Source organism: Bacteroidales bacterium (genome assembly GCA_041671145.1).
GTDB lineage: Bacteria > Bacteroidota > Bacteroidia > Bacteroidales > JAHJDW01 > JAQUPB01.
Genome location: JBAZBZ010000006.1, coordinates 78,224 through 98,233, shown reverse-complemented (window position 1 = coordinate 98,233; position 20,010 = coordinate 78,224). Strand labels below are relative to the sequence as shown.

Sequence of the window (20,010 nt, the reverse complement as noted above, 5' to 3'; positions counted from 1 at the left end):
TAAAAATTAAGCGAATAATCTGTGGTATATTTTTAAAATTTTTCCCCAATTTTTCCAACCTTTAAAAAAATCACTTGTCTTTATATTAAAATTTCAAAACATTTTACTATGAGGACAAAAATACTAACAACAGCCGCAGCATTTTTCTTTTTCGGATTATTTACTTCCTGCCACAAGTTTTGGCAAATAGAAGGAAATCATCATGTAATAACTCAAACCCGCAATGTTTCGGAGTTCAATGAAATTGTTTCAGAAGGAGATTTTGATGTAGCGGTTGTCAATGATTCAACAAAAGAACTCAGCGTTGAAGCCGAAGAAAATCTTCTGCCTTTTATTGAAACTTATGTTTCTAACAATAAATTAATAGTAAGAACTAAGCGAAACAAAAACATAAAAAATCATTACAGGATAATAATTAATGTGAGAAGTCCGCAAATTAGTGGTTTACATCTTTCCGGTTCGGGAAAAATTAAAGCTGATACTTTAAAAGCCAATGAAATTAATATAAAATTATCGGGCTCCGGAAACATTAATCTGGCGGCAAAATGCGGAACAATAAATGCATATATTTCCGGCTCGGGTGAAATAAATATTTCGGGAACTTCCGATAAAACGAACTTTGATATTTCGGGTTCAGGAAATATTAACAGTTATCTGCTTTCACAAAATTCATGCTATGCCGATATTGACGGTTCGGGAAATATTTATGCATCGGTTGAAAAATATATCAGTGTTGATATATCGGGAAGCGGCAATTTACATTATTATGGTAATCCGGCTGTTGAAACCCATATAAAAGGTTCGGGAAAAGTAATTCATCATTAATAAAATCATTATGAGGAAATTCATTTTATTATTCGCATCATTAATAATTATTGCAAATATTTCTGCTCAGAATAAAGAAAGAGCAATAGGTTTTCGCGGAGGAGAAACATTTGGCTTCACCTATAATTACAATCTTGATGAAAGTATTTCTATTGGTGCAATTTTGAAATTAAGTCATAACGAAATACGAATTGTAATTCTGAAAGAAAAGGTAATTCCTGTATTGTTAAGCTATTCCGACCATTTGTTTTTTTACACCGGAATAGGAGCTCATGCAGGTTTTGTTTCATGGGAAAAATATAGAAATAACGAATTTCGTTCTGTAAATTATTGCGCTCCTTTAATTGGTGCAGATGCCGTTATTGGTTTGGAATACCGCTTTTTCAAATATCCGTTTTCATTGGGGGCGGAGTATAAACCGTACGTGGACTTATTGGGAAGAAAAATATTCTCTTTACGATTATTTGATTTCGGAGTTACTGCAAAATATAATTTTTAATATTAACTAAACTTCACTAAAATGAAACATTTATTATTAATCTTATTTGCTGTTGCAATATGTACAGCAAATATGCAGGGGCAAAATGCCGACACTGCCAAAAAAAACAATGACGAAATAAAAACAATTTTTAAAGGAAAGATAAAACACGGCGGTTACGGCGGAATATCATTTGGATATTCGCAAATCAACAACAAAGATGCTTTGTCAGCAGGCATGCGTCTTGCGTGGATTATAAATCATTCATTTTGTATTGGTTTTGCCGGTAGCGGTTTTGTAAATGATTATAAATTTTATAATAATTTCAACAGTAATAATCTTGCCGGCGGTTATGGAGGACTTTTATTTGAAACTATTTTTCTGCCGAAATTTCCTGTTCATATTTCTGTTCCTGTATTAATTGGTGCAGGAGGAATTTCATATATTGATAATTCTTATTCAAGCCACGATAATGATTATTATGTAAAAGATGCCGATGCTTTTTTAATTGTTGAACCCGGCATAGAACTCGAACTTAATCTGGTAAAATGTATAAGATTATCTTTGGGGGCAACATATCGTTATACTTCTTCAATAAATTTAATCAATACTCCTCGACAAGTTTTAGATGGACTGACAACAGGATTTACAATAAAGTTCGGGAAATTTTAAAAATAAGACCTCAACGGCTTTCAAAACCTTTGAGGTCTACATTCCAGTGTCAAAATACAATTTTAATTTATTCCACAATCAGTTTCTGATATTTCTGACTTGTTTTTTCTTTTTACCCACCTTGGCACCGCATCAATCAAAATAACCGTAACACAAATCATTATTATAAGTGTTAATGAAAAATTTATTATTCCCTGTACTTTTGTTCCTGTTGCAGTAATTTGTGGAAAATATATATTTTTAATATTTGTGAATCCTGCCGTAAGAGTCGTTATTCCTACAAAAATCATTGGAACAATTGTAATAAAAGCATATTTTCTTTTTCCGTTATTAATAATATAAGATGTTCCAATTGCCAGAGCAATTGTAGCGAGTAATTGGTTTGCTGTTCCGAACATGGGCCATATTGTTGCCACGGTCCCTGTATAAATAAAATATCCCCATGCAAAAACTATAACTAAACTTGCAATAATATTTCCGGGCAGCCAGTTTGTTTTTGAAAACGGTTTATAAACTTTACCGAGCGATTCCTGCAAAACAAATCTTCCTATTCTGGTTCCTGCATCAATTGTGGTTAAAATAAACAGTGCTTCGAACATAATTGCAAAATGATACCAGTAAGACATTAAACTTTTAAATCCTGGAATTGAAGAAAATATTTGTGCCATGCCAACTGCAAGTGAAACTGCACCTCCTGTTCTCCCGACAATTTTTTCTCCCACTTCAGCAGAAAGTTGGCTGATATTCGAATCAACAAATCCCATTGCTTTGAGTTGAGGAAGAATAGCATTAAATTTTTCAACCGGAACATTTATCTGAAAATAATCAAGAGGAAATAAACTCGATGCAGCAATCAATGCTAAAATACTCACAATTCCTTCTGAAAGCATTGAACCAACAGCAATAAATTTTATATGCGATTCCTGCATGAGCATTTTCGGAGTGGTTCCCGAGCTAACAAGAGAATGAAAGCCCGAAATTGCTCCGCAGGCAATTGTTATAAAAAGATAAGGAAATAAAGTTCCGGGAATAATAGGTCCGCCGCCGCCTGTAAAATGCGTAAAAGCAGGCATTCTCAGTTCAGGAGCAACAACTATAATTCCTATCGCAAGCATAGCGATAACGCTAAGTTTCATTATTGAACTCAGATAATCACGCGGCGAAAGCAACAACCACACAGGTAATACAGAAGCACAAAAACCGTAAATGGCGATTAAAATTGTTAATGTTTTTTTATCAAAACTAAACCACGAAGCAAATGAAGATTGCGGAATGTAGCGCCCATAAATAACAGCAGCAGTCAATAAAATAACTCCGATTATTGTTGCTTCAATAGTTTTTCCTTTTCTGAACTGAAACATCCATACACCCATGAATAGTGCAATAGGGATTGTTGCGGCAATTGTGAATGTTCCCCATGAACTTTCTGCAAGCGCATTTACAACTACCAATCCGAGTCCTGCAAGCGCTACCACTATTATTATTAAAATTGCAACCGAAGCAGTTGTTCCGCTTAATTTGCTTATTTCTGTCTTTGCAATTTCGGCAAGCGACATTCCATTGTGGCGGACAGATGCTGTGAGAATTACAAAATCGTGAACTGCACCTGCCATAACTGCTCCAACAACCATCCACAAGAAACCTGGAAAATATCCAAATTGAGCAGCAAGAACAGGACCAACCAAAGGACCCGCTCCTGCAATTGCAGCAAAATGATGACCGAACAAAATCCATTTGTTCATAGGATAATAATTTTGGCCGTCATATAACCGGTTTGAAGGCGTTATTCGAGAGTTGTCGAGAACTAGAACTTTTGTTGAAATAAATGCAAAATAAAATCTATAAGCTAATACAAAAATTACCACAGCTCCTATAACCAAAGGCATTGCATTCATAAAAAAGTATTTAGTGATTAGTCGTAAGTAAAAAGCAAAATTATAATAAAAAATAAAAGATGGTATAAAATAATTTTTTAAAAGTAATTTTAATATTTTTGATAAACTGAATTCAATTTATAAATGCAAAACAACAAACCAAATAAAAAAAATCCTAAAAAATTTCAGACAAAAGGAAAAGCCCCAAAAGTAGTTACTTTGAGGGAAACTAAAACAGAAAAAAATATAACTGTAAATAAGTTTTACATTTATGGTATCATCATTTTCTTTTCTTTTATTTTATACGGAAATACAATTTTCAACGATTATGCTCTCGATGATGCAATAGTAATAACAGAAAACAAATTCACACAAAAAGGAATTGACGGAATTAGGGAAATTTTTTCTTACGATTCATTTAAAGGCAATAATGAAAATTTACTGAATGCAGTTTCCGGCGGAAGATATAGACCTTTGTCAATTGCCACTTTTGCAATCGAACATGAATTTTTTGGAAAAAATCCACATATCAGCCATTTTATAAATATTCTTCTTTATTCATTAACATGCCTTCTCATTTTTATTTTGCTTTCAAAACTTTTGGAAAAATATCCCAAGCAGAAATGGTATGCTACCATTCCGTTTATTGCTACAATCCTGTTCATTGCTCATCCCATTCATACCGAAGTTGTAGCTAATATTAAAAGCCGCGATGAAATTTTTTCACTTTTATTTTCATTGCTTACTTTATGGTTTTTATGGAAACATCTTGATTCAAAAAAAATCATTCATTTGTTTTTTAGTTCTGTTTTGTTCTTCCTTGCTCTTATTTCAAAAGAAATTGCAATTGTATTTATCGTAATTTTCCCTTTGTCTTTTTATTTCTTCACAAATCATTCCCTGAAAAAAATTATCATTTCTTTAATTCCTTTATTTATTATAATTATTGCATTTATAATTCTAAGGCAAATGATAATTTCCAAAACAGGAATATCTATAGCAAATACAAAAGACATAATGAATAATTCTTTCGGGGCTATGAACTTTTCGCAGAAATATGCTACAATCACTTACACACTCGGGTTATATCTGAAGCTTTTATTTTATCCTCATCCTCTAACCTGGGATTATTATCCTTATCACATATCAATTATGGAATGGTCTAACTTTGCTGTACTATTGTCTTTGTTGATTTATCTGACTCTTCTTTTTTTCGCTTTCACGGGATTGAAAAGCAAAAATTTCTTTTCGTATTGCATTTTTTTGTACCTTGTACCTTTATCATTGACTTCAAATATTCTTTTCCCCGTGGGAGCTTTTATGTGCGAAAGGTTTCTTTACGCTGCTTCTCTTGGGTTTACTCTCATTATAGCATATTTAATAGCTATGAAACCGAATAATTTTTTCAAAACAATTTTCAGCATGCCGTATTTATTTTTAGTTCCGGTTTTGTTTTTATATTCTTTTAAAACAATTACAAGAAATCAGGTGTGGAAAAACAGTGCTGTTTTGATTGAAACGGATGTTAAAACATCATTCAACAGTGCAAAAAGCAATGGTTCTTATGGAAGCGACTTATACAATAAAGCTGAAAAACTTAAAGATGCAAATGAAAAAGCAAAGTATTATGAACTTGCTCTTCAATGTTGTGATAAGGCATTTAAAATAAATCCCAATATGCAAAATGTTAATTTTATTCTCGGCACTATTTACGGTAAATACAAAAATGATATGAATAAGTCCATTTATTATCTTAATAATGCAATGAATTTAGACCTTAGCAACATTGAATCATACAACAATCTGGGAACAGCTTACGGTGTGGCTAAGCAATATGACAAGGCCATTGAGGTTTTTGAAAAAGGATTGAAAGTTGCTCCCGAAAATATTAGTATTATCAGTAATCTCGCATTGACCTATCAGATAATCGGAAAAACCGATAAAGCAGCAGAATACTCAAAGAAAGCTAAAGAAATTCAGGTTAAGGAAAAATAATATCAACAATAATACAAATAAATTAAATAATTTGTTAATAAGCAAATTAAAATAATTTAGAAGAGCTTTTTTATCTTTGTTGAAATTATTTTAAACAAAAATGCTCCGCACTTTTCTCGAAACACCGATAGAATATCTAAAAGGCGTTGGACCCCAGCGAGCCGATGTTTTGAAAAAAGAACTTAAAATTTTTACTTTCGAAGATTTGCTTTCATATTTTCCTTTTCGTTATGTTGACAGAACAAAATTTTATAAAATAAAAGAACTAAAACCCGATTTACCTTACGTTCAAATAAAGGGTAGTATTGAAGATTATGAAATTGTCGGGAAAAAATATGCACAAAGATTGGTTGCATTATTTAAAGATGATACAGGGTTTATCGAACTCGTGTGGTTTCAGGGAGTAAAATGGGTAACAAAAAGCTTGAAGCTTCATGAAGAATGTACAATTTTCGGAAAACCTGTTGTTTTCAAAAACAGATTTAATATTACACATCCCGAAATTGAGTATGAATCTGAAAAAAATGAAGCCCTGCCATCATCGTCTTTACAAGCTGTTTATAGCGCAACAGAAAAATTAAAATCAAGAGGACTCGAAAGTAAAGGCATTTCGAAATTAATGAGAACTTTAATTTCAAATTGCGACAACCAGTTTCCTGAAACATTAAATAATTCCATAATCGGAAATTTGAAATTAATTTCAAGAGAAGAAGCAATAAAAAATATTCACTTTCCCGAAAATACCGATTTACTTGCAAAAGCTCAGTTCAGATTAAAATTTGATGAATTGTTTTTTATACAGATTGGTATTTTAAGATATAAATTAAACAGGGAAAAAAATATCAAAGGTCATGTATTTGCTAAGGTTGGCGATTATCTGAATAAATTTTATAAAGAAAAACTTCCGTTTGAATTAACAAATGCACAAAAAAGAGTAATAAAAGAAATACGCGCTGATATTGGTTCTTCAAAGCAAATGAACAGATTGCTGCAAGGCGATGTTGGCAGCGGAAAAACATTGGTTGCACTGATGACAATGCTCATTGCCCTTGATAATAATTTTCAGACATGCCTCATGGCACCCACCGAAACATTGGCAAATCAGCATTTCGAAACTATTTCAAAAATGCTAGATGGACTTGATATTAAAATTGCTTTGCTCACCGGCTCAACAAAAAAAGCAGAAAGAAAATTAATTCTCGATAAACTTAATTGCGGTGAATTACAAATATTACTTGGTACGCATGCATTGATTGAAGAAAATGTTCAATTTAAAAATCTCGGATTAGTTGTAATTGACGAGCAACATAAATTTGGTGTTGAGCAACGTTCAAAGCTTTGGAAGAAAAATGAAATTGCTCCACACATTCTTGTGATGACGGCAACACCTATTCCACGCACTCTCGCAATGACATTTTACGGCGACCTTGATAAATCGGTTATTGACGAAATGCCTCCGGGCAGAAAGCTTATAAAAACAATTCACATTTACGATGTAGAAAAATTCAAGGTTTACAAATTCATGCGTGAACAAATAAATCAGGGGCGACAGATTTATATGGTTTATCCGCTAATTAAAGAATCTGAAAAACTTGACTTAAAACATTTGCAGGATGGTTATGAAAATTTACTCAAAGAATTTCCATTGCCAAAATACGGAGTAAGCTGTGTTCACGGGCAAATGAAAGCTAAGGATAAAGAAATAGAAATGCAAAGATTTGCCGAAGGCATAACAAATATTATGGTTGCAACAACTGTAATAGAAGTTGGTATTGATGTTCCTAATGCTACAGTCATGATTATTGAAAGCGCCGAAAGATTTGGCTTATCGCAGCTTCACCAGTTGAGAGGAAGAGTTGGCAGAGGCGGAGAACAATCATATTGTATTTTAATTTCTTCTCCGAAACTCACGAACGAAGCAAAAATCCGTATGCAAACTATGACAAGCACAAATGACGGATTTGAAATTGCTGAAGCCGATTTGCGTTTGCGCGGTCCCGGCGATATGGCGGGAACTCAACAAAGCGGAATTGTTGATTTAAAAATTGCAGATTTAATAAAAGATGAAAAGTTAATAAGCATTTCACGAAATATAGCATCCGACATTCTATCTTCCGACCCGCAGCTTGAAAAAGAAGAAAACAAAAATATAAGAAACCATTTTATTTACATTAATAAAAATAAGCCGAATTGGAGCAGAATAAGCTGAGTAAAAATTAAAAAAATTGTCTCTATTTCTTTATTTTTATTATCAAATATAAAATACAACACATTTTTTTAACTTTGCTTAAATTTTTGCATCTCTGCGTTTTTGAAAGATAAAAAAGTTCCTCGCAAAGAAGCAAAGAAGAAAATCATAAAAAATAAATTTAAATATTGACACAGAATGTTTTTGTGAAATGTTTTTTTTAAAATATAAACTAAAATGAAAATCTCTTATAACTGGCTTAAGCAATATTTAAAAATAAATTTACCTGCAATAGAAGTTGCTAAATTGCTTACCGACTGCGGACTTGAAGTTGAGGGTATTGAAAAATACGAATCAATAAAAGGTGGATTGAAAGGTTTTGTAGTTGGCGAAGTAGTTGAAAAAATAAAGCATCCGAATGCCGACAAATTAAGTTTAACAAAAGTAAATGTTGGAAGTGAAAATCTTTTAAGTATTGTTTGCGGTGCTCCTAATGTTGAAGCAGGACAAAAGGTTATAGTTGCTTTGGAAGGCACAAAAGTATTTTCACCGAAAGGAGAATTCGAAATTAGAAAATCAAAAATCAGAGGTGAGCTTTCCGAAGGAATGATTTGCGCCGAAGATGAATTGGGAACAGGAAATTCGCATGAGGGAATTATTGTCCTTGCTCATTCTGCAAAAATTGGTGCTCCTGCAAAAGAATATTTTAATGTTTACGAAGATGAAACTTTTGAAATCGGCTTAACTCCAAATCGCGCAGATGCAACTTCACACATGGGTGTTGCTCGTGATTTATCGGCGGTTTTAAAAACTTTAAATTTCAGAAATGCAAAAAATGTTGAATGCTTCGATGTAAAATATCCATCTGTCGAAAATTTTAAAATTGATAATGAAGATAAAAAAATTGAAGTAATTATCGAAGATACCGAAGCATGTCCGAGATATTCGGGAATAACAATTACCGGAGTTGAGATAAAAGAATCACCGGAATGGCTTAAAAATTACATGAAAGCCATTGGCTTGAATCCTATAAATAATATTGTTGATATAACAAACTTTATTTTACATGAGTTCGGACAGCCGCTTCACGCTTTCGATGCCGATGAGATAAAAGGAAATAAAGTTATTATAAAAAAACTTGCAGAAGGAACAAAATTTACAACGCTCGACGGAGTTGAAAGACAACTTTCTGCAAACGATTTGATGATATGTAATGAAACTGAACCAATGTGTATTGGCGGAGTTTACGGCGGTTTGCATTCGGGAATTACTGGAAAAACAAAAAATATTTTTCTTGAAAGTGCATATTTTAAGCCGGTTTCAATCCGCAAAACATCAAAACTTCACAATTTAAGAACCGATGCTGCATTCAGATTCGAAAAAGGCACCGACCCGAATAATACGGTATATGCAATTAAGCGGGCAATATTGCTTATGAAAGAACTTGCGGGTGGAAAAATCTCTTCAGATATTGTTGATATTTATCCTAAAAAAATCGAAAATTTTAAAGTTGAATTGAAATATAAGTTTTTTGAAAATTTTGTTGGGCAAATGCTCCATAAAAACTTAATAAAAAATATTCTTTCTTACCTTGATATAAAAACAATTTCCGAAAATAATGAAGGGTTGATTTTATCGGTTCCTCTTTTCAGAGTTGATGTTCAGAGGGAAGTTGATATAATCGAAGAAATATTGAGAATTTACGGTTTAAATAATATTGAACTACCAAATTTTTTGAGGTCATCTTTGACATTTTCTGAAAAACCCGATAAAGAAAAATTGCAGAATGTTATTTCGGATTATCTTTCATCAAACGGGTTTAATGAAATAATGTGTAATTCGCTTACAAATGCCGGTTATATTGAAAAACAGGAAACACTAAAAAGTGAAAATAATGTTGTTATTCAAAATCCATTAAGCAATGAATTGAATGTTCTCAGGCAAACATTGCTGTTTAGCGGATTGGAAGCAATTGAATATAATCAGAACAGGCAAAATCCGGATTTGAAATTTTACGAATTCGGCAAAACATATCATAATTTTAAAAATCAAAAAGTAAAAACTTCTGAAAATTTTTCCGAATTCAAAAATCTTTCGATTCTTATTACAGGCAGAAAACAAAGGGAAAACTGGAAAACAACCTATGAAAAAGTTGATTTTTATTTTTTAAAAAATATTGTAACTAATATTTTAAAACGTGTCGGATTATCCGAATATTCAATTGAAATCAAAAATTCAAAAACAGATATTTATAATAATCGGGCAATAATAAAAGTTAAAGGGAAACCGGAAGAATCTGTAATTGCCGAATTTGGCACATTAAGCAAAAAAATAACCGAAATTTTTGCTATTAAGAATGAAGTATTATTTGCCGAAATAAAATGGGATAAATTATTGGAACTTGCAAAAAATAATAAAACTGAATTTGATGAATTACCCAGATTTCCTGAAGTAAGACGCGACCTTGCATTGTTACTTGATGAAAATATTCAGTTTGAAAAAATAGAAAAAATTGCTTTCGATACAGAAAAGAAATTATTGAAAGAAGTTAATTTATTTGATATTTACGAAGGAGATAAATTACCCAAAGGAAAAAAATCGTATGCGGTGAGCTATATTTTACAGGATAAAGAAAAAACACTATCCGATAATGAAATTGAGAAAGTAATGAATAATCTTGTAAAAGCTTATCAACAGCAGATTAATGCAACGATAAGATAATATCGAAAAACGAATATACACTTGCTAAACTTTTGAAGTTTAGTAAAGTTTGCTTTTAATTGTTTTTTATATAAGCAAGCAGATATGATGTATGTTATTTATAAAATTAATACTGTTACAAATTTTCCCCCTGAAAAGCTTAAAAACAAAATTATTGATATTTTATATAATTCTTCTAATCTCAGATTTTTTTTATTCAACTTTAATTCTCATTCCTTCCGAATGTGCAGTAAATTCTGGTGCATACATGCATTGAATTGAAGTAATGCCATTTGAAAAATCGCCATTATGAGTTACTTTTAAAGGATATTCAAAAACATAAGTTCCCTTTGGCAAATATGAAATAAAGAAATTTGTGGAAGCATCTTTTGTGCTTTCATAATATCCAAGACCGCCCTGATATTTGTATTGCGAAAGAACATTTATAGGTTCGGTGCCTGATGCACGCATGTCTTTCAAATGAACATATTCCATATCTCTATCGGTGCGGATTTCAATTCTTACAATTATTTTATCGCCAATTTTCAATTTGTTTGTTTCGCTCATCGGTTCAATCACAGGTCCTGTTGGAGTGTTATGTTCAATAAATAATTTTTTCTGGATTTTAAGATTTGTCTCCTGTATTTTTATTTTATCAAGCTGCTCGAAATACTGCCAATACAAAGCACCCCACGCAATTCCATCTGTTGTTTTACTGATTTTTATTTTGCCCATTTCTGGTTTTATGTTATTTCCCGACCATGAGGTTTTGAAATAACCGGTGCCTGCTTCTACTTTCACATCATCAATTTTTTTCGGGTCAACTTCAATATTACCGAGTTTTATTTTTACCAAAGCATCATCAGCCAAAAAATCCGTTCCGCGCAAAAGCAAAGCATAACACGCCTCAACAGTGGCTTTTGTGGTTTTCCAATTTTGAGTTTGTTTTTGTTTCAACAGCCATATTTTTAATTCCTCAACTGTTTTTGCATCATTGGCAATTTCATCGAATGCTTCAATCATTAATGCCTGTGTTTCAATAGGTGCCTGATACCAATAATAGCCGGCATTCATGTCTTTCCAGTAAGCACCCATTTCTTCCGAATAAATGAGTTTTTCCTTAAGTGATTTTAAAATGTTGTTTGCAAAATTTTTATCATTCATGCGGTTAAAAGTAAGAGCCAGCATTCCTTGCATATATTTGTTATTATCAAGCCAGTATTTTTTCGCCTGACTTTTAAAATAATCAAATGCATCTTTGTTTTTCTTTGATATTTCAACATCATAGATAAAATAACTTCTTGCATATAAATACTGTATTTGTAAACTGTTCAAATGGTTTTTATCTAAATCTTCTTTTTTTGTATATTTTAAAATATTTTCGTAATCTTTTTTAATGCAATTATCAAGGTATTCAATTGCTTTTTTTGTCATCTCCATGATATTTTTATCTTCGGAAATATTTTTTATTCCAAGTCGTTTAAGATGTCCCATGCCGGTTACAATATGTTGTGTAATATATCTATCTTCCGACATACCGGCAAACCAGGGCCATGCTCCGCTTGGTGTTTGCAATTGCTGCAATTTTTTCATCGCTCTTTCTAATTCATCGCTCATTTTATTCAGGTCGAAAAGCAATGCGATATTTTGTTTGCTTTTATTTTCATCTTTTGCATCAAGCATCCACGGAGTTTCTTCAAGAATAACTGATTTCAGCGCCTGATTTTTTTCAAGATTTGAAAGAAATGCATCAGGTGTATAATTTTTCCAACTATCAAAAACCGCTTTAATTTTAGGATTGGAATTTGCAATTGTTGATGCAATGCTGTTTGCATAATAACGACTGAAAATCTGTTCGGCACATTCGTAGGGATATTCCATAAGATATGGTAGTGCCTGAACAGCATACCATGCAGGATTTGAAGTGTATTCAAGAGTTAGTTTATGATTTGTTAAAGTTGTTGAAATTTTTGAATTAAGCAAACTTGTGAGTGAAAAATCTTTTGTTTGTTTTCCTCTCACTGGCAAAGGAAGCGATTCGGTAACTAACATTCTGTTTGAAAGAACAGGAATTGTCATTTCTTCACCATCGCTGAAATCATTTGCTTTTGCAACTATTCTATATATTACTGCTTGTATTTCCCGAGGAACGCTCAGTTCCCAATTTAATGCAGTGCCCCGTCCTTTCTTTGTCTCAAAACTCTTTACATTATTTATATTTTTAAAAAGTGAATCTATTGGCTTCATTGTTGTGGCATCAAATAAAGTAAGTTGCGCCGAGCCGTTTACATCATTTGATGAAACATTTGACACTTTTGCAGAAAAAATAATTTTATCTCCTTCTCTCAAAAACCTCGGTGCATTTGGCATTAACATTAGGTCTTTCTGAGTAATAATTTCCTTTTCGGTAAATCCGTATTTTAAATCTTTGGTATGAGCAAAACCCATAAACTTCCATCTTGTCAATGCTTCGGGGGCAGTGAAAGAAATAACCACATCACCATCTTCATTTGTTTGCAGAAAAGGATAAAAGAAAGCTGTTTCATTAAAGTTTTTGCGGGTTATCACATTTGATAAATCAATTGATTTTTCTTCAGGTACGTTTTTTTTGTCAGAATAATTTTTTTTCTTTGAAACAGTTTCATCAGTAACTGTTCCTTCATCTTTAATATTTGCCATCGCAAGAGGGTGTGCAGTTTTTGTTTCGCTAAAATCTCTTTTCCCACCTACCGAAGAAGCATAAGAATAATAAGGTCGTCCTCCAAGATAAAATCCGAACCAATTCAAATTATCATATTTTCTTTCAGTGAAAGAAGGATAATTATTCCATTCTTCATTATAAAAATTTGATTTTTCAGTTCCAAATGAACTTTCTCCTCTCCACGAGAAAAATGAATAATAAGAAGGATATATATTAAAATTCCATTTATTAGGTTTGAAAGCATCAAGCGAAGCATCATACATCGAAGCAAGCATTTCTGCAGCAAACTTTTCACCGTTTTTTCCTTTTATTTTCAATTTCCATTCTTCCTTTTGTCCCGGTAAAAGTTTGTTTCGGAAAGTTTCATAAGTTATTTCAAGTTCTTTATTTGTATGTGGAACAGTTATTTTTTCATCATGCTTGTACATTCTGTTATTTTTAATAAAAGAAAAATGAATGAAAAAATCACCTCTATTATCTTCGGTAATCGGAATTTCGAGTGTTTTCTGTTCTTCGGAAAGCTCAAACCATTCTTTTTTAATAATTTTCTTTTTGTTTTCAATTTCAAAAAGAATGTTAATATTTTTTTCTTTTGTTCCTATTATAAATATTGCCTTTTCTCCGGGTTCTCCGCTATTTTTAATTGCCGTAAACCAATCAATTTTATTTACAGGAATAGATTTTTCTGTTGAAGAATATATTGTGAAATTACATATAAACTCAACATTTTCGCCATATTTATCTTTTGTTTTTAGTTCCACAACATATTGACCTTGTTCAAAAGCATCAATATTTTCAAGCTTCAGCAATGAATCATATTTTGTATCAAAATCCAAGTTAAAAACTTTATTTCCTTTTTCCCATTTTGAAATATTATTTTCATCATCATAAATATCGTTTGGAAAATATGAATAAAATTCATCTTTTGTCATAATAAACTTATCGGGTTTATTCCATTTGCGTTCCCTGAAAATTCTTTCTGGTTGCTTGAGTTTGTAAATTGAAATATTTCCTTTCGATAGCTCAGGTTCTCCATTTAAATTTGTTGTTGTTATTTTAAATTCATTTTTTGCTTTGCTGCTTTTATCAAGCATTTCAGAAATTTCGACTTTAGCAATCAACGATTTATAACTCACCGATATGCTCACTTGTGAAGAGTGTGTTTCCCCGTTAATATCTGTTACATCGGCATAAATTTTAAAATCAAATTGCGGATTTCTTTTTTTGTCTATGCTAAGGTCAGGTATTGCAATGAAATTAATTGTGTATTCGCCATTCTCATTTGTATTTGTGATTCCGTTTGTAATTTCCATTTCTTCGGAATTATATGGAATGTAATCATAACGATAGTTCCAGTAATATGGAAAATGTGTAGTTCTGACAACTCTGTATTTTACAAGTGCATTATCAATATTTGAGCCGGAGTATGCTTTTGCACTTCCTTTGACAGTGATAGTTTCGCCGAGTTTATAACTTCCTTTTATTTTCAAAAAACTAACTTCAAACTTTGGTCTTTTATATTCCTCAACCGAAAAGTAAACCAAGCCGGTTTCATTGGCAATGTGCATTGTTCCGTTTAAAGCCGAAACGGGAGCAGGGAAGTTTCCGCCGAAAGCTCCATATTCATTTGTTACCAAATCCGTTTCGGAAACTTTCTGATAATTGACATCATAAAATGCAACTTTAGTTTTGTAATTCGTTTTTAACAATACTTTTTCACCTTTTGATTCGAGAACTATTCCTTTATAATAAACAGTTTGCCCGGGGCGATAAATCGCCCTGTCAGTATAAAATATAGTATTTATGCGGGTTAAGCTATCAGAGTTATTATTGTTTTTGTATTGATAAAAATTAAAATCGCTAAATAATTTGTCATCACCTTTAGAAAATTCGATATAAAAATTTCTATAATTATCCGAAGATGGCATTTCCAAATATCCCTCATTGTTTGAAGTGTATGTTTCTCCTTTGTTATATTCATATTCATGTTTTTCGTAGCTGAAGCTCTCATAATAAACTTCTGCTTGTACATGTTTTAGAGGAGTTCCGGCTGTTCTGTCGAGCAAATAAAATTCATTTCCTCCATCGGAGTTTTTCCTGTTGATATAACTTATATCGGAAATCCAAATGCTGCTTATTCCGACAGCATTGTTTTTCGTGTTAAAATTTTTATCGGTACCGGCTAAAATCACGTAAAAACCTATTGGTAAATCTGGAATTTTCATTTCTACCGAATGTGTCTGAAAATCTTTATCATCGGGAAGTTTTACGCTCCATTCTTTAAATGTTTTTTCATTTATATATTTTTTGGTAAAGTCAACACCCCCTGTTTTCCTTATGTTTCTTTTATAATCTCTCCCATCAGTTTTAATTATTCTGAAAAATATTTCAGGAATATTTTTATATGAAATATACGCAAGTGACGATTTATCAGGAGAAATAGCATCATCAGTAATTAATTCTATATTTTTTGTAAGAATAACAGCCAACAAATATTTGCATTTTGCAGCTCCTTCGGAATCGGGATATTTTTTTATTGCTGCTTCGCAAATTTCAAAAGCTTTCTTGAGATTCCATTTATTTTCTTCCGATTTCAAAGGATTATATAATTCTCCTTTATCCTTATATAAATCTGCTATTTCATAAGAAACATCAGTTGAATAAAAATTTTCTGAAAATTGTTTCTCAAGAGATACAAGAGAATTCAGATAAATACTATCCTTGTTTTTCAAAACAGAATGAGAGTAAACAAATTTCAATCTTTTTAAATCGGCAGCAATTAATGCAGCACAATTAGTATCTTTCAAATGAAATTTTATTAAATCCTGAAAAAGCAAAACAGCATGGTACTTCATTGAAAAAGTATCTTTGGTCAGGAAAGCTTCATTTATAAATTTTTCATTCGGTAAAAAATAATTTTTATTATCAAGTTCGAATTTATAAGCCGGTTTTATTAAATCTGGTTCTTCACTTATGAAAAAATCAACAGCTCGATGTGCAATAAAATCATAAAGCGTTGGTCTGAATTTTTTTGAATTTTTTTCAGTAAGAAGTATTTCGTCAAAAATATTCAGTTGAACTTTCTTAAGCTCATCAGTATTTTCAAGAGAAAGTTTATAATTTATCATTACCTCTTCTGTAATTTTTTTAAAATCCCATGTTTCAATATCATCTTGCTGAAAATTAACAGTTGTAGTGCGACTTTCGAATTTGAATCTGTTGGTTTCATAGTAATTCCAATAAACTTCAGCTAATATCGAATGTAAAATTTGCTTCATCGGAAAAAAACTTTCCCCACATTCATTTTGCAATTCTTTTATTGCAGTAACATAAAATTTTTCATCTGCTTCCGATTCAAATTTCATTTTATGGATTATCGCTTTTACAAATTCAGGAGCATTTTTTCCCTTCTTTGACATATTGTAAATTACTATAACTTCTTCCAGAGCCGATTTGGTAAGCCCCTTTTTTGAAAGAGAATCGACTTTTTTCCATAGCTTTTCGTATTTCGGATTTTCATTAACCATATTTGAAAAAGCAGGAAAAACAATTATTGAAAAAAAAGTTAATAATAAAAATATTTTTTTCATAAGAAGTTATTTTTTATTATATCTCCAACAAAAGTATCAATTATCAAAAATTTAACCAACTTTTATTAAAACGAATTTAAGGGATTTGTTTTTTTTAATATTTATTTCAATATTTGCAATCAATTGCAAAAACTTATAAGTATGGAAAATTACGAAATGAATTCTAACCTTTTAGAAAAGGAACTTAATAAATCAAGGAATGATTTTACTAAACAGGATATAATGAATTTTATTGAAAATAGTAAAATCAGAATGCTCAACTTTAGATATATAGGCGGTGATGGGAGATTGAAGACACTTAATTTTAATATTAACAGCAAAAAACATATAGATGAATTGTTGTCAACCGGCGAAAGAGTTGATGGTTCAAGCTTGTTTTCGTATGTTGAAGCCAGCTCCAGTGACTTATACGTTATGCCGCGTTACAGAACTGCTTTTGTAAATCCATTCTCCGAAATCCCGACATTGGATATTCTTTGTTCATATTTTGATAAAGATGGACAGCCATTGGCAAGTTCTTCGGACTATGTAATGAGAAAAGCAAATGAAGCTCTCGAGAAATCTACCGGTTTAACGCTTCAGGCAATGGGTGAACTCGAATATTATGTTATTTCGCAAAAAGACCCAAATTTTGCTGCCGTTGAACAGAAAGGATATCATGAATCTATGCCTTTTGCAAAGTCAGAAAAATTCAGATGCGAAGCAATGCAGGCAATTGCACAAGCCGGAGGATTGATAAAGTATGGACATTCCGAAGTAGGAAATTTTATCATAAACGATATTTCTTATGAACAAAATGAAATTGAATTTACTCCTACAAGTGTTGAAGATGCAGCAGATAATCTTTTATTGGCAAAGTGGATATTAAGAATGTTGGCATATAAACATGGAGTTACTGTTAGTTTTACTCCTAAAATTTCTGTTGGTAAAGCAGGAAGCGGATTACATATACATTACCGCCTTCTCAAAGATGGGAAAAATATTATGATTGAAGGAAACAAATTAAGTGATATTGCAAAAAAATCTATTGCCGGAATTCTTGATTTGGCACCTTCTCTTACAGCATTTGGAAATACTTTACCAATATCATATTTGCGATTGGTGCCTCATCAGGAAGCTCCCACATCAATTTGCTGGGGTGACAGAAACAGGTCGGTTCTCGTAAGAGTTCCTCTCGGATGGCTCGGTTCAAATGAAATGGCACAAATTGCAAATCCTCAGGATAAAACACAGTTACAAACTGCTGTTAACAAACAAACCGTTGAATTTCGTTGTCCTGATGGTTCTGCTGATATTTATTTATTACTTGCAGGACTTTCAGTTGCAATCAGACATGGCATTGAAATGAAAGATGCACTTAAGCTTGCCGAAAAGTTATATGTAAATGTGAATATATTTAAAGATGAACATGCCGATGTAGCGAGTAAACTGAAAAATTTACCTGTTTCATGTTGCGATTCTGCCGATTGTCTGAATGAACAGCGAAGCATATATCAAAAAGATAATATTTTTACAAAAGGCACAGTTGATGGAATAATCCAGAAACTTAAATCATATGACGATAAAAATTTAAGCGAAAGATTATACAGAAATCACGAAGAAATCAAGAAAATGGTGAACACTAATTTGCATTGTGCTTAAAGCATATTCATTTTAATCATATCTTCATTAACCACAACTTTCTCGTTTTATTGATTAAAGTTATCAGAGGAAAATCGATTAACTATTTGCCTGCAATAAAATACCTGTTTTTGAAAATCATAATTCAGCAGTTTTCTTGCAAACACTACTTAAGTTAAAACAACAATTTGACAATTAAACAATTGAGCCATTTAAAGTATAACTTCAATTTAAATGATATTTTAAGTTTTAGAATTTTATATTTAATTCCCTAAAGTTGCTACCATCACTGCTTTAATTGTATGAACCCTATTTTCAGCTTCATCAAAAACAACTGATGCATGTGATTCGAAAACTTCTTCTGTTACTTCCACTCCGTCTAATCCGAATTTTTGAAAAATTTGTTCACCTATTGTAGTTTCTCTGTTATGAAATGCAGGCAGGCAATGCAGAAATTTTACGTTTGGATTACCGGTTAAATCAAGCATTTTTTTGTTAACCTGAAATGGTTTTAAAAGTTTAATTCTTTCTTCCCAAACATTATCGGGTTCGCCCATTGATACCCAAACGTCGGTATATATAAAATCAATACCTTTTACCGCATCAGCAACATTGTCGGTAATCGTTATTTTAGCACCTGTTTGCTTTGCAATTTCTTTACATTTTGCAACAAGCTTTTCATCGGGCTGACAATTTTTGGGAGCAGCAGCTCTGTAATCCATGCCCATTTTTGCAGCACCAACCATTAAAGAGTTTCCGACATTATTGCGGGCATCACCAGAAAAGCAGAATGAAATTTTATTTAGAGGTTTATCAATGTGTTCGAGCATTGTTTGAAAATCGGCTAATATTTGTGTGGGATGAAATTCATTTGTCAATCCGTTCCATATAGGAACACCGGCGTATTTTGCAAGCGTTTCAGCTATTTCCTGTGCATATCCGCGATATTCAATGCCATCATACATTCTTCCCAGAACTCTTGCTGTGTCTTTCATTGATTCTTTTTTTCCTATTTGCGAACCCGTAGGTCCGATGTAAGTTACATGAGCACCTTGGTCGTGAGCCGCTGTTTCAAAAGCACATCGCGTACGAGTTGAATCTTTTTCAAATATCAAGACAATATTCTTACCTTTTAATCTTTGCTGTTCTATTCCTGAGTATTTGGCTTTCTTCAAATCTATTGAAAGATTCAATAAAAATTTTATTTCTTCGGGTGTGAAGTCAAGAAGTTTCAGGAAACTTCGGTTTTTCAGATTTACTGGCATAGCTTATAAGTTTTAATTTTTAGAAAAACAAAGATAAATAATTTTTAATTTTTCGTTAGGAATATTTTATGAAATATCCATGCAAACAAAAAAAGTTGCACA

The 20,010-nt window shown here is 32.0% G+C and carries 10 protein-coding genes; 7 read left to right on the top strand and 3 right to left on the bottom strand.

The features are described from left to right. The first annotated feature begins 108 nt into the window (after positions 1-108). From WC223_03720 to WC223_03710, 3 genes are read left to right on the top strand one after another with little or no spacing between them, the layout of a single operon-like run. Positions 109-825 (top strand): head GIN domain-containing protein, encoded by a 717-nt coding sequence (locus WC223_03720; protein MFA6923342.1) that lies wholly within the window; start codon positions 109-111, stop codon positions 823-825. A 10-nt stretch (positions 826-835) separates the two neighbouring features. Continuing rightward, entirely contained in the window at positions 836-1,324 is a 489-nt protein-coding gene (locus WC223_03715; GenBank protein MFA6923341.1) for a hypothetical protein, read from the top strand. A gap of 21 nt (positions 1,325-1,345) precedes the next feature. Continuing rightward, positions 1,346-1,975, top strand: coding sequence for a hypothetical protein (locus tag WC223_03710; protein MFA6923340.1), 630 nt, complete (start codon positions 1,346-1,348; stop codon positions 1,973-1,975). Positions 1,976-2,037: 62 nt separating this feature from the next. Here the strand turns inward: WC223_03710 and WC223_03705 are convergent, their stop codons facing one another. Beyond that, the gene (locus tag WC223_03705; GenBank protein ID MFA6923339.1) at positions 2,038-3,861 is read right to left on the bottom strand and encodes a carbon starvation protein A; all 1,824 of its coding nucleotides are present in this window, start codon (positions 3,859-3,861) and stop codon (positions 2,038-2,040) included. 132 nt (positions 3,862-3,993) lie between these two features. On the opposite strand from WC223_03705, the gene WC223_03700 reads away from it, so the two are divergent. The 3 genes from WC223_03700 to pheT all read left to right on the top strand — a co-directional run bounded on the left by WC223_03700 (position 3,994) and on the right by pheT (position 10,753). Then, on the top strand, positions 3,994-5,844 hold the full coding sequence (locus WC223_03700) for a tetratricopeptide repeat protein (protein MFA6923338.1): 1,851 nt from the start codon (positions 3,994-3,996) through the stop codon (positions 5,842-5,844). 100 nt (positions 5,845-5,944) lie between these two features. Then, positions 5,945-8,053, top strand: coding sequence for an ATP-dependent DNA helicase RecG (gene recG / locus WC223_03695; protein ID MFA6923337.1), 2,109 nt, complete (start codon positions 5,945-5,947; stop codon positions 8,051-8,053). Between the two features lie 216 nt (positions 8,054-8,269). Continuing rightward, positions 8,270-10,753 (top strand): phenylalanine--tRNA ligase subunit beta, encoded by a 2,484-nt coding sequence (gene pheT / locus WC223_03690; protein ID MFA6923336.1) that lies wholly within the window; start codon positions 8,270-8,272, stop codon positions 10,751-10,753. Between the two features lie 192 nt (positions 10,754-10,945). On the opposite strand, the gene WC223_03685 is transcribed toward pheT, so the two are convergent. Then, the gene (locus WC223_03685) at positions 10,946-17,023 is read right to left on the bottom strand and encodes an alpha-2-macroglobulin family protein (protein MFA6923335.1); all 6,078 of its coding nucleotides are present in this window, start codon (positions 17,021-17,023) and stop codon (positions 10,946-10,948) included. 141 nt (positions 17,024-17,164) lie between these two features. Here WC223_03685 and WC223_03680 point away from each other — a divergent pair, with 141 nt between their 5' ends. Next, the gene (locus WC223_03680) at positions 17,165-18,664 is read left to right on the top strand and encodes a glutamine synthetase family protein (protein MFA6923334.1); all 1,500 of its coding nucleotides are present in this window, start codon (positions 17,165-17,167) and stop codon (positions 18,662-18,664) included. A 242-nt stretch (positions 18,665-18,906) separates the two neighbouring features. On the opposite strand, the gene argF is transcribed toward WC223_03680, so the two are convergent. Continuing rightward, on the bottom strand, positions 18,907-19,908 hold the full coding sequence (gene argF / locus WC223_03675; protein ID MFA6923333.1) for an ornithine carbamoyltransferase: 1,002 nt from the start codon (positions 19,906-19,908) through the stop codon (positions 18,907-18,909). Positions 19,909-20,010: the final 102 nt, after the last annotated feature.